Genomic DNA, 17,845 nt, shown 5'->3' with positions numbered 1-17,845 from the left:
GCTTACCTCTTAACTGCTACTACTGCTTGATGTCGATGATGTCAGACTAGTTATATAACTAAGCTGTGTTTCAGCTTTCATCATCGCAGTATCAAGTCGTGTATAGATATCAACATAATGTTCTTTCTTAGCCTCAAGTGCCGTGGTAAATTTATCGATCTGGTCATTTAAGCTAGATATTGAAGAGGTATATCCTGCTAGCTTAACCGCAATAACTCCCTTATTTGCCGATGTGTCCGACAGATAGTTGTTCGCTAGACTTCCCAAGCTTGCGGCATAGCCCGATTCTGAAGTAGTCGTCCCTGTGACACTCTTAGTTGATTGATAAAAGAAATTTTTTACTGTCTCAGGATCACTAGCTAATTGCGCCTTAAACTTGTCTTCGTCAAATCCAACCGTCCCATCATTATCGGTAATTGATATTCCTAACTTGCTGGCGTTCAAAGTTGTACCATTCGTAGCCGCAGACGTCATCAAGCTGCTTAACTGGCTTTGAAGTCGAGTTAATTCGCTATCACCAACTAATGCTCCTTGTGTATTATCTGAACTGCTTGGATCACCGACATCCAAATCATCATTTATAAGACCCATCAAACTATTATATTGGCTGACCAGCGTGCTAACAGCGGAAACAGCTTTGGAAGTATCATTCGTCAAAGACAAGGTCACTGCGTCACTGCTGACTTTAGAAAGATTAATTGTAACTCCATCAATTGCATCAGAAACCGAATTAGTATTACGTTCAATTGATACTCCATCTAATTCAAACTTAGCAGATTGTCCCATTGTTGTCGTTGTTGCGTCACTGCTCATCCCTAATGAACTCAGAACACTATCGCTATCTGATGAAACCGAGAGTGTTTTTGCCCCCGCAGTTTGTGCCGTTAGAACTAAGTGATTATCTATTAGACTAGCCTTAATCCCAGACATTTTAGTTTGTGCATTAATCTTATCGACCACACTGTCTAATGAATCCGTATCACTGATACTTATGTCAACTGAAGTTGAAGAACTATCATTATCTGTCGAAGTGGAATCACTGCTCTTTAAAGTCAAGGTTCCACTAATACCAAGAGCTGTATCCTTGTCAGTAGAGACTTGACCACCAATAGCTTTGGTATTAGTTGCTAGTTGATCGACTTTGAGTGAATATGTTCCCTCATCAGCAGCAGATGTTCCCGAGATCGTGGCTACACTTGAATCAGAAGTTGTCGCGACCTTTGTGTTGAAAGCATCATCAGATTCAAGTGCTTGAATATCAGTCAAAAAATTGGTTAAGCGGCTTTTAACGTCTCCCCATGCTGTCTGCTGTGATTGGATTGTCGTAATTTGAGTTTGCGCTTTTGTCTTGGCTACATAAGAAGAATCAGCTTGCAATAAAGACTCAATAGTACTTGCTGTGATACCTGAATATTGCCCTAATGTTGTACTAATTCCATCAGTTGTCGTCACGCTAGTCATAATATCAATCCTTTCGTTCTATTAGTTCTATAGTATTTAAATTAAACAAATTATGTGTTTATAAGTATTCCTTATGTATACGACAAAAGCCGAATCTGAATTCGACTTTCAATCGTTATTGTGTAACCAAAAGTTGTAGTAATTATCTTAGCTTTGAAGTAAAGTAAGAACAGTATTAGGCATTGAGTTAGCTTGAGAAAGCATTGATGTGGCTGCCTGTGTCAGAATATTTTGTTTTGTAAATGTTGTCATTTCTGAAGCCATATCAACATCACGAATCTGTGAATTTGCATCAGATAAGTTCTCGGAAGTTGTTCCCAAGTTGTTGATTGTATGTGTCAAGCGATTTTGTGCGGCACCAAGATCTGCACGTTGACCAGAAACGGTACTTACAGCCTTTGTAAGTGCTGTAATTGCTTGAGATGCTTTAATAGTATCAGCAGTTTCTTGCTTTTGTGTAGCTGTTGCTGCTGTATTTGTTGTTGCCAATGTTGCTGCTTTAGCCAATACATCTGATAATCCTGAAACTGAACTCCAAGAATCGCCATCTGTTAATCCTGAAGTATCAACACCCAATGCTCCTAAAGCAGTTAGGGCCCCAGTAATTGTTGTAACAGTGCTTGTATCTATTGCAACAAGTGTATCAGCTGCAGTTGACATTGCAGCAATATCAGTAGTTGAAGCTGTTAAAGACAAAGCCGTGCTTCCAACTTTTAATGAATCTGCACTCATATCACTGATTGAAACTGAGAGTGTTTGTCCGGCATTTGCGCCGATTTGGAAAGTAAATGTGTTGTTGCCACTCAAAAGACTCTTGTTATTGAACTCTGTATCTTGGCTAACACGTGTAATTTCGCTTTGAAGAGCACCGAATTCCTTTTGGATATCTTGACGATCACTGTCTGACAAAGTACTGTTAGCACTTTGGACAGAGAGATCACGCATACGTTCGATCATTGTTTGACTTTCGCTAAGTGCACCTTCAGCTGTTTGAATCAATGAAACACCATCTTGAGCATTACGAGTTGCTTGCGTCATCCCACTGATTTGTGACTTCATGTTTTCTGAGATAGCCAATCCGGCAGCATCATCACCGGCCTTGTTGATGCGTGAACCAGATGAAAGTTTTGCTAAAGAATCACTCTTAGCTGTTGTAGCAGCATTTAAGTTACGCAATGTATCCATTGCAGAGATATTAGTATTTATACGCATATTTAATTCCTCCATTTTTACATGTTTTTTGAGGCTTCCCCCTCATGCTTATAGATATCGGTCGAGTAATAGATTGTTTAATACTCTCATCAAGAAATATTCATAAATTTTGATTTTATCTGCAGTGTTTAAATGGTACAGTTATTCTTTCACGTTAAATTTCTCTGCAACTAAAATAAGTTTTACTAAAGTGACATCACTAATGTTAAAATAACTAAAAATGTTAAAATATAGTTTGTAAACAATATTAGGGAGTGTGGAAATGAAGATATTTATTGTTGGCTCTACTGGTCGTGTTGCTACTAAGTTGATTAAGCAATTAGCTCTGGAAGACTATGAAATTTTTGCTGGTGCTAGATCTCCAGAAAAGGTTTTAAAAGATCCCCATGTTACACCACTAAAATTAGATCTGCATGACGATCTTGAAACCTTATCAAAAATCGTCAAAGGTGTGGATGTGATTTACTTTGTTGCCGGATCACGTGGAAGGGATTTGTTGCAAACTGATGCTTTCGGTGCTGTTAAAGTAATGCTGGCGGCTAAAAGCAATCATATTAATCGTTTTATTATGCTGAGTTCTGCCTTTTCCTTGGAACCAGAGCAATGGAAGAATAAGGGTATGGAAAATCTCTTGGATTATAATATTGCTAAATTCTTTGCGGATAACTACCTTGTGAATCAAAGTAACTTAGACTATACGATCTTGCAAGCCGCCGCATTAATTGATGAAGAGGGATCTCACAAAATTAGTATTAATGAGAATAGTGGCGTTAAAAATACAATTCAAAACGTTGCTGAGACATTGGCCGCTATTATCAAGTTTGAGAATACTAACCAAAAGATAATTAAGATGAGTGACGGTGAAACCCCTATTGATAAAGCTTTAAAACAAGTATAATTTAGTTTTTCTGTAATAAATAGTTGGTTCACAGTTTCATTAAATGTAATTTGGAAACTGTTATTCGCAGATAAAAAACGCCTCAATATCTTTCATTGAGGCGCTTTTTATAATAAATTAACTGGTAGTCTAGTAAAATACTTCTTATTTTATACTAGTGAATATATATCGTAATAACTGTAAATAGGCCAAAAAAGATACCAGGAACGTTGGAGATTATTACAGGCCAATCCTTGTACGTTTTGTTCCACCCATATCCCGTCCATAAAGAAGCATTGACCATAGCTACAAATGGCTGCAGGAATCCTACTGGTTGTCCTGAAAAGTTACTGATAATTTGAGGAATATATGAAATATACATCGCAATGCACATAACAGTTGCCAATTTACTTAATAATTTGAGACGCCTAATTCTATCAGCAGATACGGCATCTTCTCCTTCTGGGTATTTTGATGTATCAATTCTCATGTATTTTTCTCCTTAATGATTAAAGTATGCATTATATCATATCATTGTTTTTCAGCGACGTAAAAAATAATGCAGGAGAAAAGACAACTGCACATAACATCTGTACATCATATATTAACAAACTACAGCCCTCTTTTTCGCTGCTCTGCTGGCAATTCTTTATAAAATTCAAAATACTTTTTATAAAAAAACTATAGTTCGAAATTCCTACGGCTTGAGCAATTTGATTAATTGGGAGTGCGGTCGAAGTGATTAGAACATTTGCTTGCGTCAATCGTTTTCTTAACACTATTTCTGAAAAAGATTTCCCAACTTCTTTTTTAAATAAGTTACTGAAATAGTTTTTATTGTAATTATATTTTGCAGCTACTTGCTTTAAGTTAATATCTGTGTAATTTTTATCGATCTCATCTAGGACCTCAATCATTATTCGCCTTGTTTTACTTTGGGGCTCATTTTCCAAAATACGATAGTTTCTCACTAGATTTGTAATCAAAATTTGTAAATAAGACTTGATAACAGTATCTGAGAACTCTCTTTTCAAAAAATATTCTTCAATGATTTCATCCATTATCTGTGAAATTTTATAATTTTTTGCCGTTCTAAAAACTAGAAAATCTTGTTTTTGGTTTGACTTTATTGAACTTCTTAATAAAAAATCATATAAAACACTGCGACTCCGCCTTAAATCCTTTAGTAAGTCAATATTAATGTTACTATTTCTAAATAATATGTTAATCAATAGGTCATTTTCACCAAGTGCTCCAATAGAGTGCGTCGCTCCAACATCTAATAATAGTAAATCCCCGCTATTCAAAACAATCTTTTCGCCATCTACTGACTGAACTGATCTTCCCTCAAGCATATAATTAATTTCTAAAAAAGTATGTGAATGTGTCGGATAAGGTGCGAATCTATTGTGTTTACTTATATAAATATCCTTGTTCTTAAAAAAATAGTTATTTAGAACTTTAAAACTGTTTGTTTGCCCTGTTCGCTCAATTGTATTTGCTGGTATTTCTTCTAGATAACACTCATCTTGCTTTTGTTTGGTTTCAATTGGGTTTAAAGTTCTTAGCATGGTCATAACTCTTCGATTTAACATTTTTTCATCCCCCTATAATTACTCGAAAAGCCAATATGAATATGTAACTTCAAAGGCTTTTTGAATATTACTTTTAAAGAATGAGCACTAAAAAACGTATTCGTTTACAGCTTAACAAATCTCAAAAGAAAGTCAAAATCTCATTTCAATACTCTTAATTTTAAATCCTTTTTCAGGTAAAATCACTTTATCGCTTATAACACACTCTCTAAATCATCCAATTTAAAATCATTGTGATTGTCACAACAGAGAAGATAGTACTGACTAAAGTACAGATAGAAACATATTGAGGCTTTTTGTCAAACTCAATTGCATATAATGTAGTGTTTGCCGCACTAGGCATCGCTGACATCACTACTAGTACAACCATCATACTATGACTAAGCATCAGCACCGTTGCTATAAGGTAAGCTATCAGCGGAGATATTCCTAAGCGAAATAAGCATGCCCACCCTGCTTTACACCAACCTACTTTTTGGAAGTGAATCTCTGCCAATTGCATTCCTAAGACTAACATGATGATTGGTATTGTTGCATTCCCTATTAAGTTGACACTCTTCATAAGAAAATTGGGTACCACAACATTACACTTGTTTAATATAATTGCTGGTAACATAACATAGTTCATTGGTTGCTTAAAAATATTCGCCAAAGCCTCTTTCGCACCTGAACTCTTATCAGATGCTACATATATTCCTACTGTTCCCATCAATATATTATGAAAAATCATAATTGCCATTCCATATTGTAATTCCTTGCTACCAAATGCAAACATTATTATAGGTATCCCGAAATTCCCACTATTCGGAAAACAAATAGATAACAAAAATGCATCTCTCTCATCCTGATTTAACCCCCAAAAACGGCTAAACACTACTCCCATGATGATTAACAGTATCAATATTATACTTGTCACAATGATAATGGTTACGAATTTACTATTGATAGAGTACTTGTAAAATGTTTGAAATACCAAAAAAGGAAGAAGCAAATATATTGCCATAGTTGAGAGCGGCTTAATAGAAATCCGTGTTTTTACTTTGAAAATATATCCACTAACAAAAATTAATATCACCGGCAGCATCACATTCTCAAAAACATTCATCCTTTCATCTCCATGATGTAATTTACATTAAAAAAATAAAGCCACTGTAACTTTTTTTAGTTACTTGACTTTATTCTTATTGCTTTCCTTAAAGAAATGCTGGATTCGCAACAACATTAAATGCCGCAGCTAATTCCTTCAATTGTTCATCAGAGATAGACTGTCTAATCTCTCCGCCTTGTGCCCCAATTTGTGAATAGATTGTTGCAGCTTTTTCAACCGTTTCGATCAAGCCAAATGTCTCATCTAAGTCTGAACCTACTCCAAACAACCCATGATGTGGCCACATTACTACACGAAAATCTTGCATTTTACTTGCCGTTGCCTTGCCAATAGCTGTTGTGCCCGGTGTCATATATGGGATCAAACCTACACCTTCTGGAAAGACTACCAAAGATTCTGCTTGCATCTTCCACAAAAGTCGTGATATATGTCCCTCATTTAAATCTTGTGTGAATGACAATGCAATCACATTTGTTGGATGACAATGCATTACAACTCTGTGAGTCTTATCGAATTTTAATCTTTCAATATGTGTCATCAAATGACTTGGAAATTCTGATGTTGGATTACCACCATCTTCAAAGCCCCACAATAAATCTGCCTTTTGTCCATCAGCTGTAATCTGAACCAAACCTAAGTCAAGAGTTGGTTGATTAATTACATTTCTGAAATACCGTCCTGTTCCAGTAACCAAGAAATATTCCTTTGCTAATGGAGATGCATCAAAGCCAAGCACAAAAGTTTTTTTAATTTCTTTAACATCATCAAAATCAGCTAAATCGGTACTATCGATTCTCAATGAAACATTGCCACCATTGCGTTCATCCCAACCATGTACATAGGACTCATGCGTGATCTCACACATTTTTTTTACAAATTTTGAATTTACAAATTTAGTCATTATACTTTTCTCCCTAGTTTATATCTGTTGTTTGAATTTAATTACGTTTAAATAAAACGTCTTTTTCATACTGATGGATATCTTCCAGCCAATCAGTTCCAACTGGTGTCTCATTTTCTAAACAAAATTCGTCCCAAACTGCACCAAATGGATACGACTTGAGTTCTTCTGTAACAGCTAAACGTGTTGTAAAGTCATAACTTAACTCAGCCTTTTTTAACTGATCAATCGGTGCCAACATTGCTTGCAACAGGGCCTTTTGCGTTGCACGTGCTCCAATTACCCAAGCAGCCACGCGATCAATGGTTGCATCAAAGAAATCAAGCCCAATGTTTGTCCGCTCTAATTGATTGTCTCGTACCAACGAACGTGTAATTCGTATCAATGCATCATCCATAATCACAACATGATCACTATCCCAACGAACTGGTCGTGACACATGCAACATCAACCCCTTACCAAATGGTAAGAACGCTGAAAATTTATCTGAAACATCTTCTGTTGGATGCCAGTGACCTGCATCAATCGTCCATAACTTATCGCGACTAATTGCGTAATTATTATAGAAGAGATGCGAACCAACTGTATATGATTCAATTCCAGTTCCAAAGAGTTTTCCTTCAACTGCCTCAATGGTGTTTTTCTCATCATACTTTTTCGTAAAAATCTCATCGAGCGATGCAATTAAGCGTTCCCGTGGTCCTTGTTTGTCAATTGGATTATCTTTGAAACCATCTGGAATCCAAAAATTATTGATTGATTGTTGTCCTAATTCTTTTCCAAAATAATTTGCAATTTCCCGCGACTTCTTACCAACTTCAATCCAGTAATCACGAATTTGTTTTTCAGGGCTAGCAAGTGTGAAATTATGCTTTACTTTCGGATGTGAGAAGAATGTCGGATTCATATCAAGACCAATACCTTCTTTTTTAGCCCAGTCTACCCAGTATTTAAAATCTTCTGGTCCAATTTCATTAAAATCCTTCTTTTGATCAGTTACCGCATATAATGTATGCAACTGGACTTTATGTTTACCAGGAATCAAGGTAAGTGCCTTATGCAAATCAGCTGTCAATTCATCTGGTGTCCGTGCAATTCCCGGAAAATCTCCACTGACCCCAATTCCACCTGTTAATTCTTGATCAGGGTTTAAGAATCCGTGAATATCATCGCCTTGCCAGCAATGCATTGAGAGCTTAACCTTCTTTAGTTGTGCAATCACTTTATCTGTATCAACACCAATTTCTGCATATCTTTCTTTAGCTGTTTTGTATGCCTTTTCAATATTTTCTGCTTTAACCATTTAAAATTCCTCCTTTAATCTAAGTGAAATACTTCGTGTAAGTCTAAAGTTACCGGACTTTTGTCCTCATTAGTATCCATGATTGGTTCCATATATGCCCACCATTTTTTACAATCATCAGACTGTGCGATAGCATTGTATTTCTCGACATTGTCAACTTCTAGATAAGCAAATAAATTTCCAGTTTCTTTATCAAGAAATATTGAATAATTATGTGCCCCAGCGTCTTTCAAAGCTTCTCGCATTTTTGGGAAAAGATTATTATGTCGTTTTTCATACTCTTCATACATATCGCGATAAACATGCATTAATTGTCCCACTCTAACTGTCAACTAAATTACCTCCTTTATATTTTTCATTCTTCAAAAACCTTTTGTAATCGTCTAAGATATTAGGATACTTTTCTCTCTCAGGAACAAACTTGTTTATCTCAAATGAGTCACTAATTATTTGACGAGCAAGATAAATATTCAAAATATCACCTTTCGTAATCATTTGAACCACAATGTTCCCAATTGCCGTTGCTTCACTCGGACCTGCATATACGTCAATGCCACTCACCGTTGCTGTTAATTGATTCATTAAACCTACATTTGAACCACCTCCAACAATGTTCAAACTATCAATGTGATAACCCAAAATGTCATCAAGAATAGACAGTTCTCTTGCGTAATATAGTGACAAATTTGAATAGACAGCCATTGCGAGTTCCCCCGGTGTTTCAGGAACCTTCTGTTTAGTTTCACGGCAATATGCTTGAAGTTCCGCTATCATATTCTCTGGGTTCTGAAAACGAGCAGCATTTACATCTATGAATTGTTGGAATGGTGGTTCTCTTTTTGCTAAATCTGCTAAATCCGCAAAACTGTATTGGTCATTCAACTCTTTTTTTATATTTTGAATGATCCACAATCCCATAATGTTTTTCAAAAATCGGTAAGTTCCATACGCTCCCCATTCATTTGTGTAGTTTTGCTCAAAAGCCTGTTCTCCATTTTCTGGAGTATTAAGTTCTGCACCAATCAGCGACCACGTACCAGAACTTAAATACGCCCATCGCTGACCCAGAGCAGGAGTACCAATAACAGCAGAAGCAGTATCATGTGTTGCTACTGTAACTACCTCGGTTTGAGGCAAATTATACTTTTTGACCAATTGTTGACTAACATTACCTAGAATCGTTCCAGCTTCTACTAATTTTGGAAACTGAGATTGTCTTACATTAACACTCTTCAATAAATTATTATCAAACAAGCCCTCACGCAGACTTAGCATCTGTGTTGTTGACGCATTTGTAACTTCAGTAACTGCTTTTCCAGTTAAAATAAAACCAATATAGTCTGGAATCATCATTATCTTATCTGTTTTGGCTAATAATTCTTTATCCTCTTCAAATAATTGATAAAGTGTATTAAAATCAAGAAATTGAATTCCAGTTTTTTGATAAATATACTTTTTTGATAACGATGTTGTTAACTTTTCCATACTTCCATGAGTTCTGTTATCGCGATAAGAAATCGAATCTTGTAATTTGTCTCCTTTCTGATCAACCAAAACATAATCAACAGCCCATGTATCAATCCCTAAAACAACTGAATCATATCCAGCTTTTTTAATTTTCCCTAATCCAATTAGAATTTCTTCTATTAGTTTGTCAATATCCCAACAATCATGTCCTTTATTGTGGACAAAACCATTTTTAAACCGATGAATTTCTCTCAGGCTCAATTTGTTGTCGACTAGTTCTGCATGCATTAGTCGACCACTTGAAGCCCCTATATCAACAGCAACATAAGTTTTACTCATAAGTCATGCCACCTTTATCCTTTCAATTAAAAATTTTATTCTTGTTTGTTACCATAACGTTCTTTTGTAATTTGTAATAAAGTTTTGCCACGCGTCTTAGGTGTCCATAAAACTCCAACAATTAATGATACAATTAGCAAAACAATCATTGCAGTTCCTGCAATTTTAAAACCTAAAGTGGACAAAATAATTGGAAATACAATTGACCATATTCCAGCTGTTCCGCGAACAATGAAGAACATAAATCCCTGCGAACCAGCTCGATATCTAGTAGGAAACAACTCGACTGCCCACAGTGCATACCATGCTTGAGCTCCAATTCCAGCTGAAATCCCCCAAATGATAACAAACGCCAACAGTGCTGACCAACCAAAACCAATATATGTTAGAATTATCCACGAAATTACTGCCATGCTTGCTCCTACGAAGAAGAATGATCGGTGATTAACTTTATCTCCTAAAAGTGCAAAGCCAAAGTATCCAGCAAGAGCTGTGAAAATCCATAATACTGCTTGTAACATATTTGCCTGTGTATTATTCAATCCACCCACTGTTTCATATACAAATGGCATAAAGAATCCCATGGCACCTGCAACTAAATTCCAAAATACATAAACTCCACACAAGAATAGAATGCTTTTAACTGATATCATATTAGCGAAAAGATCACGATAGGGATGGTTCTCAATTGAAGATCCCAATTCCTTTTTCTTTTGATTGATCCAATCCTGTGATTCTGGCAACTTTTTTTGTAAATTCCATGCAATGAAAGCCACTACCGTCAGGAATGCAAAAAGTAATCTACTTCCCATTAAACCTAGTGGAGCTAATAAAGTACCTGATACAAAAATAATTACCGGCCCCATTGACCATGCAAATTGCGATATACCAATATTATGAGCTCTATTAGTGTCGCCGGAAGTTTCCCCAATATAAGTCCACGAAGCAGGAACTCCTGCACCAACTGCAATACCTGTTACTAAAAATCCTAATAAAAGCATTGGAAAATTAACTGAAAAAACGACTATTAATGTTCCTAACATATAAATCAACATATCATAGGTATAAATCATCTTTCGTCCATATTTGTCCGAAAGCCTTCCTCCAATAATTGCACCTAGCGCTGACCCAAATGCGTTTGCACTCAAAGCCCCCAGCAAACCAACATCAAAATCAGATAATCCAAAAGATTTTTGCCATAGTGTTAAACCTGATGCACCTGCTACAATCGATCCAGAGTCCAGAAAATTGGTTAACGATACAGCCCAAGTTGACCCATTTGAACTTTCTTTTGCCATGCTGCCACCCCTTGTCATTTTTCGGATATCCATTTTGTATACAAGTAGATTACACCATTTAATGTATCCGTTTACAATGTCAAAAAAACAGTCTTTCTATGTCATATATACATAATTAAAGCTCGAAAAATAATCTAAGGTAGCGACTCTTAACAAGATACTTTTTTCGTCTATATTCCATCAGAACTTTCCTCTCAAAAAACTCAATCAAAAACTATATTTTAATCTAGCCCACCTTAATTTTCAGTGAAAAAACAAAAAGTTCTGCTGTTAACTGATTTTCATCAATTAATATCAGAACTAATCTTAGATTGTTTATTGATTCCGGATAAACGTGTTCATATCACATAAATTTTTTTAAATCATGAGTAACGTGACCTCATTAATTATTCTGGTTGGTACTCATCATCAATAACTAAAACGGGTTTAATTGTCTTTCCCGTAACCGAGTCTTTATTTGCTTGATTGATATCGACAAATTTATAAAACTTCTCAGTTTTATCAAAGTCAAACATCCCTAATTTGTAGAATTCAATCAAACGTGGAACATCAATTTGCGGAATTGAATCACCCATATTGACACCAACAACTTTACGATCAGAAGTGCACAAATCATTCCAAGAACTCATTGTAATATTGTTTGCAGTTACCGCAATCAAAGCAGCTGTTCCACCTTGAGCTAGCGCATTAATCGCTTGTAACATGACAAACTCAATTCCCGTTGTGTCAACAGTAAAGTCCACCCCATAACCATTCGTTAACTTTTGAATAGCTGTGACTGGATCTTCCTCCTTACTATTAATTGCCTGCGTTGCGCCAAGTTCTTTAGCTAATTTAAGTCTTTCTGATACAACATCGACCGCAATAACTTTTGTACATCCCGAAATTTTACCTGCCATCATTGCTGCTAAACCAACTGCACCAGTACCAAAAACAGCAATTGTCTGTCCAGGTCTTGGTTTTAATGTGTTGAAGACAGTACCACTACCAGTTACATAACCACATCCCAAAGGACCAAGTTTACGCAAATCAAGTTTTTGGTCAACCTTAACCGCATTACGTTGATTTACAACTGTATGCGTTGTAAAAGACGACTGATTAAACATATCACTAATATGCTTGCCATCTTCGAGAAAGTGATCAGTCCCATTTGCGCGTACTCCACTCAAATTATACTTGGCATAGCTGCGACACTGTGTTGGTATTCCTTTCAAACAATTGTCACATGTGCCGTCAGAATAAAACGACAAAACTACATGATCACCAATTGCAAAATCTTGTACTTGCGATCCGATCTTCTCAACAATTCCAGCACCTTCATGTCCTAAAATTACTGGATAACCTAAGGAAGCATCACCTTTACGAATTGCCTCATCTGAATGACAAATCCCACTTGCTACCACCTTAATTTGTAAATCTGTTGGCCCCATATCTGCCAGCTCAATATTATTCTTGATTACAAATGGATCACCAACCTTGTCAACTACTGCTGCACTGATTTTCATGATACATATCCTCCTTGAATTAGTGAATTATTTAACTAGTTAGCTTTATTATATTTGTAATACAAGCGCTTTCAATAGCACATTTACATCTATTAAATAACAAATTTACATATTTTAAATCACTAAATTTCAAAGTAACGCTGAAAATTCAATGTTTATTTTAGATATTAATTTAATATAAATAATCATTACAAATTAGTTATTTGTATCACAAAAAACAACTAACCCTATCCTTTTCGCCTAACAAATATCAAAATAAAACTCAGCACACCAAAAATTAGTAACCAAATTAGGTTACCCAACTGCCACATTTTTACTTCATATCGCTAACTACTACTTTTTTTGTAGTAGTATATATTAAACAATTGCCATATTAGAATTAGACTGCTTATAAAATACGGTTAGACTAAATACCCGCATTAAAACTTGTATTCTACCATCCGCGAACTTAATTAAAAAAACTAGCATGATACTTAATAAGATTAATCCGTCCAGTACTAACAATGCCCGTGAATTTGAAACTATAGTCAATCCGCTGATGATTAATGTTGTTAACAACAGCAGATAAAAGAAGCTATAGTAAAATTGTTTTTTTAACCTTTTTTTACCCCCTCCACTGATTAATTCATCCGTTGTAGTTTCATAAATATTCGCCAACTTTTTAATCAGTACGATATCTGGTAAGTGTCTACTAATTTTCCAATTGAAGACTTCCTGCCGTGAAACAGCATTTTTTTTGCAATAGCAGCTTGAGTGAATCCATTTTCTTGTCGCTTATGTTTTAAGAGTTCTGATATCTTGGCTACAATTGCATATTCCTCCTTAAAATTAATGTATCCCTATTCCAATGGCAAGAAAGATATCCTTTTATACTCTTATTTCTTGTCTATAATTAAAATTTCTTCTTTATCAATAATCTTGTCATTCTTATCAAAGCATATTTTCAGTACATACGGAGTAAAACACTGTAATCTGATAAAGTCTAGATATCCAAATCCATTATCAAAATAATTGAGCATAGAACTTAAGGCCGCTCCATGGGTTGAAAATAATATAGTTTCCCCGCGGTGCTGTTCGAGAATCTTACTAAGTACCTCCATATTTCTTTGCTGTAAACTATTCATTGATTCGCCGTTCTCTTCATGGAAATCAAAGTTTTCCCATCTTTTTTTAAGTAGCACATCTCCATTTTCACCAATATTGCCTCGAACTCTTTCTTTTAAACGTTCGTCTATATGTACTTTAAGTTTTTTTTCATAAACTAGTGGTTCAATTGTCTGTAGGGTTCTCTTGTAGGGACTCGAGATGCAAAAATCAAAAAAGAGAGTCTTAAGCGAGTCAAGTACCGCTAAAGAATCATCTCTTCCTACTTGAGTTAATGGCATCGTTGCATCATCCAACCAAGAATAATCAGGCAGTGCATGACGAACAAAATATATATTTGTCGTATTCATTAATATACAGTTCTCCTTTGTAAAAGTTAATATTTGAAAAGTATATGCTGAAAATAAGGTATATGCAACAATTTTTCATACAAAAAAAGCCAGAGCTTCAACTCTGACATCATCATATATATCAAATTATATAGTATTTTATTAGCCCCAAAACTACTTCATGTAATCCATAACAGATGTCTGCATCACCTTAGTTCCCATTGCTAAAGTCGCCTGATATGTTGCCATTTGGTTGGTATACTCAATATATTTCGCAGCAACATCTACATCTTGCTTATCAGACAAGCTATCCGTCAGATTAGTGTTTTCTGTCTCATTACGGGATTGCGCAGATGTTAGCCGGTTTTCAAGTGCTCCCAGCTTAGATCTGATATTAACAAAGTTCTGACGATAATTTTCAAATTTGGTCATTATATCTCCAGATAGAGAGGTAGTATCACCATTATTTAGCGCCGTAATCAAGTCATTGACAAATGTTCCTAGATTCTGAGGATCTGCTGTCGTCCCCGACTCATCTAAGAACTGACTTCCATCAGTTACCAGGTTCACAGTTGTACCTTTAGATATTTCACGACTTAAATTATCCGTTGTTCCACTGTACTTTATTCCTGTAATATCACCATTGTCATCTTTTTCGACCGAAAACGGCTGTGTGGTTGTATTTTGTCCAGAAAAGACATACTTACCACCATAATTTGTATTTAGAGAATCAACAATACTTTCAATGTTTTGCTGGATTTCATTTTTATTCGCTTCAAATTCGTCACTATCAGCTGTGCCGTTAGCAGAAGACTGGATTAATGTTTTAATTCTCAACATTGCAGTATTAACATCACTTAAAGCAGAGTCTTGTGTTTCAGTCCATGTCAATGAATCTGAAATGGTCGATGAATCACTCTCATTTTGTGAAATTAAATCCTTCAAATTCATTATTTGAGAGGCAGCAAGCGGGTCATCCGAAGACTTGTTAACTTGTTTAGAACTTGATAATTGGCTCATTGTCTTCTGTACCTTATTAGAATTAACAGAAAGGTTGGATAAAAAGTCGCTATAAACCATACTGCTAGAAATTCTCATATTGCTCACACTCCAGTATTATTAATTAAAGTATCCAACATCTCAGAAACAACTGACAATAACCGCGCATTCGCCTGGAAACCTTGCTGATACTTAATAATGTTAGACATTTCTTCATTCAAAGACACACCTGAAACAGACGAGTCCTTTTCTTCAAGTTGTGTCAAAACACTTTGCTGTGAAGTCGCAGTGTTATCGGCCGCCTGCTTAGAAATACCATTCTTAGTAACAGTATTATTGAATTCATTTGCAAAGGTCGAACCAGTTTGGCTACTAGTAAAACTCATTGAATCACTATCATACGTTGCAAGTTCCGTGTCAGAAACAGGATAATCAAGCTTTGTGCTTGCTAATGCTGCAATTGCTGCAGCTTTGGTTCCATCGCCAGATGCAGTAGACTTACCTGCACTAATTCCTGTGCTATTATTACTAATATCAGAATTGAGTGTAATATTTGCCGCATAGCTACCTTCATCTGTTCCTAAATCAAAGAAACCTGTCGTACTTGAAGAACCGTTCGTGTATATCATATTCGTTGTTTTAGCAATTGTTCCTGCAAAATCATTCAAATCTTGCAAACGATCCTGTGTTTCCCCAATCGCAGCTTGCAGACCTCCAATGGTTCCTGAAGAAATATCAAGTTTCTGGTAACCAGTAGAGTCCGCAGAACTGGATAATACAACTGTCCCCAATGAATACTGAGTGTCTGTAGTACCCACTTCACTGGTATCGCCACCAACTGCCAACGTTGAACCGCTTGAATTGCTTGTGGTAACTACACTTAGAGTCGACATACTTGTACTTGTCAGCACATCCTGACCATCGAGTTGAACAAAAGCTCGTCCATAATTATCAGTTGTAGTGGTTATATTGGCTAATCCTGACAGATCCTTTAACACAGAATCTCTTGTGTCCAGCAAGTCATTAGGTGATTCACCTCTGCTAGACATATTATAGATTTGGTCGTTTAAATTCTGCAGTTGTTCGATTTTATTATTGAAATCAAGCACATTCTTACTTACACTTTGGACTGTGCTGTTGGTAAGGCTGTTAATATCATCTGCCATACTATTAAGTGTATCTGTGAAAGTACTGGCATTCTCTGCTACTAAGGTTTTTGCTGTGTCTGATTCAGGGTTATTAGAAAGTTCTGTCCAGCTGCTTGTCAGAGTTGACAATTGTGTCAACAGTCCATTATCGGATGGTTCATTAAAGATATTCTCTAAGTCGCCTAAGACATCTGATTTTTCTGCTGCAAATTGGTAGTTAGAATTGGCGTTGCGAATTTGCCCACGTACAAAATCATCGACAATTCTTTCGACTCCCGCTGATTTCACACCTGTCCCAAGCGTCCCAACTCCTGAAATCGTATACGCACTGTTTGTCTCTAAATTGACTCGTTGACGGGAGTAACCATCCGTACTCGTATTTGCTATATTATTACTGCTTGTCTGCAGTGCAACTTGATTTGCGCTCAATCCGCTCGTTGCATTATTTAATGTTCCAAATAATCCTGCCATAGTTATTACCTCTCAAATTTCTTCATCAACAAAATTAGTGCGTGGCTGTGCATACACTTGAGCACCCTTTGAATATGTACCAGCTGGGCTGCTAAGATTCTTCTTAACAGCCCCCATCAGCATGTTTTGGTAGCCAATTGCTTGTCTTGTAAGCAATAAATTCTCCTCTTGCTGCGCCTTGATCTCAGTAATCAATTCACGTGCCTTTTCTGAGACATCTCCTTGATATTCTTTTAAGATCTCCACAAAGCCTTCTTTTTCTGGTAGCAAATCTGTGAGACTCTCGCCATCGTCCTTAATTAAATAGTTCTTTTCTTTTTTTAATAGCTTAACAAAGCTTCCCAAATGCCATTCAAATTCTTTTATCTGCATACTAATCTTCCTTTTGCATGTCCACTTGTGCCATCATTCGATTAGCGATATCTTCTGCCGAAATCTTATAATTCCCATTATTAATTGCGTTCTTGAGGTTTGCAACCTTCTTCAAGTCAATCTCAGGTTCAACCTGAGCGCCTTGCATTATCTTCTGCGCTCTCTCTGACAATTCAACGCTTGTTGATTCCTCGGTTGAATCATTATTAGTTTGATTTTTACTTGCAGCTAACTGTGTGTGTTTCGTGAGTTTAGCAGCTTGGTCTCCATATATATTAGTTCCTTGGTAGCCTTCTATTTTCAAAATGTCCAACTCCTTTCCTCAAAAAGTATCATATATTTAGTATCGGCACAAC

At 36.1% G+C, this 17,845-nt stretch carries 17 protein-coding genes; 1 reads left to right on the top strand and 16 read right to left on the bottom strand.

Going from position 1 to position 17,845, the window contains the following annotated elements; all coding sequences use genetic code 11:
• Nucleotides 1–9: 9 nt before the first annotated feature.
• Complete coding sequence (gene fliD, locus GSM_RS08320) at nucleotides 10–1,461, bottom strand: flagellar filament capping protein FliD (protein ID WP_010078079.1); 1,452 nt, start codon at nucleotides 1,459–1,461, stop codon at nucleotides 10–12.
• Between the two features lie 147 nt (nucleotides 1,462–1,608).
• Nucleotides 1,609–2,673, bottom strand: coding sequence for a flagellin N-terminal helical domain-containing protein (locus GSM_RS08315; RefSeq protein ID WP_003686984.1), 1,065 nt, complete (start codon nucleotides 2,671–2,673; stop codon nucleotides 1,609–1,611).
• Nucleotides 2,674–2,935: 262 nt separating this feature from the next.
• Here GSM_RS08315 and GSM_RS08310 point away from each other — a divergent pair, with 262 nt between their 5' ends.
• Nucleotides 2,936–3,571 carry an NAD(P)H-binding protein gene (locus GSM_RS08310; RefSeq protein ID WP_003686981.1) on the top strand — a complete coding sequence of 212 codons (636 nt, stop codon included), beginning with the start codon at nucleotides 2,936–2,938 and terminating at the stop codon, nucleotides 3,569–3,571.
• A gap of 154 nt (nucleotides 3,572–3,725) precedes the next feature.
• Here the strand turns inward: GSM_RS08310 and GSM_RS08305 are convergent, their stop codons facing one another.
• The 14 genes from GSM_RS08305 to flgM form a co-directional block, all read right to left on the bottom strand.
• Nucleotides 3,726–4,040, bottom strand: a complete 315-nt coding sequence (locus GSM_RS08305) for a SemiSWEET family transporter (RefSeq protein WP_003686979.1) — start codon at nucleotides 4,038–4,040, stop codon at nucleotides 3,726–3,728.
• A gap of 31 nt (nucleotides 4,041–4,071) precedes the next feature.
• A complete protein-coding gene (locus GSM_RS08300; protein ID WP_010078078.1) occupies nucleotides 4,072–5,145 on the bottom strand; it encodes a helix-turn-helix domain-containing protein in 1,074 nt (357 codons plus the stop codon).
• Nucleotides 5,146–5,353: 208 nt separating this feature from the next.
• On the bottom strand, nucleotides 5,354–6,250 hold the full coding sequence (locus GSM_RS08295) for an AEC family transporter (RefSeq protein ID WP_003686975.1): 897 nt from the start codon (nucleotides 6,248–6,250) through the stop codon (nucleotides 5,354–5,356).
• An 88-nt stretch (nucleotides 6,251–6,338) separates the two neighbouring features.
• Nucleotides 6,339–7,154, bottom strand: coding sequence for a rhamnulose-1-phosphate aldolase (gene rhaD / locus GSM_RS08290; protein WP_003686972.1), 816 nt, complete (start codon nucleotides 7,152–7,154; stop codon nucleotides 6,339–6,341).
• 37 nt (nucleotides 7,155–7,191) lie between these two features.
• Complete coding sequence (locus GSM_RS08285; RefSeq protein WP_010078077.1) at nucleotides 7,192–8,457, bottom strand: L-rhamnose isomerase; 1,266 nt, start codon at nucleotides 8,455–8,457, stop codon at nucleotides 7,192–7,194.
• Nucleotides 8,458–8,471: 14 nt separating this feature from the next.
• A complete protein-coding gene (rhaM, locus tag GSM_RS08280; protein ID WP_003686968.1) occupies nucleotides 8,472–8,789 on the bottom strand; it encodes an L-rhamnose mutarotase in 318 nt (105 codons plus the stop codon).
• A complete protein-coding gene (gene rhaB, locus GSM_RS08275) occupies nucleotides 8,779–10,263 on the bottom strand; it encodes a rhamnulokinase (RefSeq protein WP_003686966.1) in 1,485 nt (494 codons plus the stop codon). The genes rhaM and rhaB overlap by 11 nt, the downstream gene beginning before the upstream one ends.
• A 35-nt stretch (nucleotides 10,264–10,298) precedes the next feature.
• Nucleotides 10,299–11,561, bottom strand: a complete 1,263-nt coding sequence (locus GSM_RS08270) for an MFS transporter (protein WP_003686965.1) — start codon at nucleotides 11,559–11,561, stop codon at nucleotides 10,299–10,301.
• Nucleotides 11,562–11,947: 386 nt separating this feature from the next.
• On the bottom strand, nucleotides 11,948–13,066 hold the full coding sequence (locus tag GSM_RS08265; RefSeq protein WP_003686963.1) for an NAD(P)-dependent alcohol dehydrogenase: 1,119 nt from the start codon (nucleotides 13,064–13,066) through the stop codon (nucleotides 11,948–11,950).
• 875 nt (nucleotides 13,067–13,941) lie between these two features.
• Nucleotides 13,942–14,520 (bottom strand): histidine phosphatase family protein, encoded by a 579-nt coding sequence (locus GSM_RS08260; RefSeq protein ID WP_003686961.1) that lies wholly within the window; start codon nucleotides 14,518–14,520, stop codon nucleotides 13,942–13,944.
• Nucleotides 14,521–14,673: 153 nt separating this feature from the next.
• Entirely contained in the window at nucleotides 14,674–15,597 is a 924-nt protein-coding gene (gene flgL, locus GSM_RS08255; RefSeq protein WP_003686959.1) for a flagellar hook-associated protein FlgL, read from the bottom strand.
• A gap of 5 nt (nucleotides 15,598–15,602) precedes the next feature.
• On the bottom strand, nucleotides 15,603–17,117 hold the full coding sequence (gene flgK / locus GSM_RS08250; RefSeq protein WP_003686955.1) for a flagellar hook-associated protein FlgK: 1,515 nt from the start codon (nucleotides 17,115–17,117) through the stop codon (nucleotides 15,603–15,605).
• A 12-nt stretch (nucleotides 17,118–17,129) separates the two neighbouring features.
• A complete protein-coding gene (locus GSM_RS08245) occupies nucleotides 17,130–17,489 on the bottom strand; it encodes a hypothetical protein (RefSeq protein WP_003686954.1) in 360 nt (119 codons plus the stop codon).
• A 1-nt stretch (nucleotide 17,490) separates the two neighbouring features.
• Complete coding sequence (flgM, locus tag GSM_RS08240) at nucleotides 17,491–17,793, bottom strand: flagellar biosynthesis anti-sigma factor FlgM (RefSeq protein WP_010078076.1); 303 nt, start codon at nucleotides 17,791–17,793, stop codon at nucleotides 17,491–17,493.
• Nucleotides 17,794–17,845: the final 52 nt, after the last annotated feature.

This window comes from Liquorilactobacillus mali KCTC 3596 = DSM 20444 (assembly GCF_000260415.1).
Classification (GTDB): Bacteria; Bacillota; Bacilli; order Lactobacillales; family Lactobacillaceae; genus Liquorilactobacillus; species Liquorilactobacillus mali.
Note: the sequence above shows the minus strand (reverse complement) of the source record. Positions and strands in the feature narration are given on the sequence as shown.

What these genes read in the sequence shown, in the direction of transcription:
- fliD (WP_010078079.1), bottom strand. Translation starts at nt 1,461, where the DNA reads ATGACTAGCGTGACGACAACTGATGGAATTAGTACAACATTAGGGCAA.
- GSM_RS08315 (WP_003686984.1), bottom strand. Translation starts at nt 2,673, where the DNA reads ATGCGTATAAATACTAATATCTCTGCAATGGATACATTGCGTAACTTA.
- GSM_RS08310 (WP_003686981.1), top strand. Translation starts at nt 2,936, where the DNA reads ATGAAGATATTTATTGTTGGCTCTACTGGTCGTGTTGCTACTAAGTTG.
- GSM_RS08305 (WP_003686979.1), bottom strand. Translation starts at nt 4,040, where the DNA reads ATGAGAATTGATACATCAAAATACCCAGAAGGAGAAGATGCCGTATCT.
- GSM_RS08300 (WP_010078078.1), bottom strand. Translation starts at nt 5,145, where the DNA reads ATGTTAAATCGAAGAGTTATGACCATGCTAAGAACTTTAAACCCAATT.
- GSM_RS08295 (WP_003686975.1), bottom strand. Translation starts at nt 6,250, where the DNA reads ATGAATGTTTTTGAGAATGTGATGCTGCCGGTGATATTAATTTTTGTT.
- rhaD (WP_003686972.1), bottom strand. Translation starts at nt 7,154, where the DNA reads ATGACTAAATTTGTAAATTCAAAATTTGTAAAAAAAATGTGTGAGATC.
- GSM_RS08285 (WP_010078077.1), bottom strand. Translation starts at nt 8,457, where the DNA reads ATGGTTAAAGCAGAAAATATTGAAAAGGCATACAAAACAGCTAAAGAA.
- rhaB (WP_003686966.1), bottom strand. Translation starts at nt 10,263, where the DNA reads ATGAGTAAAACTTATGTTGCTGTTGATATAGGGGCTTCAAGTGGTCGA.
- GSM_RS08270 (WP_003686965.1), bottom strand. Translation starts at nt 11,561, where the DNA reads ATGGCAAAAGAAAGTTCAAATGGGTCAACTTGGGCTGTATCGTTAACC.
- GSM_RS08265 (WP_003686963.1), bottom strand. Translation starts at nt 13,066, where the DNA reads ATGAAAATCAGTGCAGCAGTAGTTGACAAGGTTGGTGATCCATTTGTA.
- GSM_RS08260 (WP_003686961.1), bottom strand. Translation starts at nt 14,520, where the DNA reads ATGAATACGACAAATATATATTTTGTTCGTCATGCACTGCCTGATTAT.
- flgL (WP_003686959.1), bottom strand. Translation starts at nt 15,597, where the DNA reads ATGAGAATTTCTAGCAGTATGGTTTATAGCGACTTTTTATCCAACCTT.
- flgK (WP_003686955.1), bottom strand. Translation starts at nt 17,117, where the DNA reads ATGGCAGGATTATTTGGAACATTAAATAATGCAACGAGCGGATTGAGC.
- GSM_RS08245 (WP_003686954.1), bottom strand. Translation starts at nt 17,489, where the DNA reads ATGCAGATAAAAGAATTTGAATGGCATTTGGGAAGCTTTGTTAAGCTA.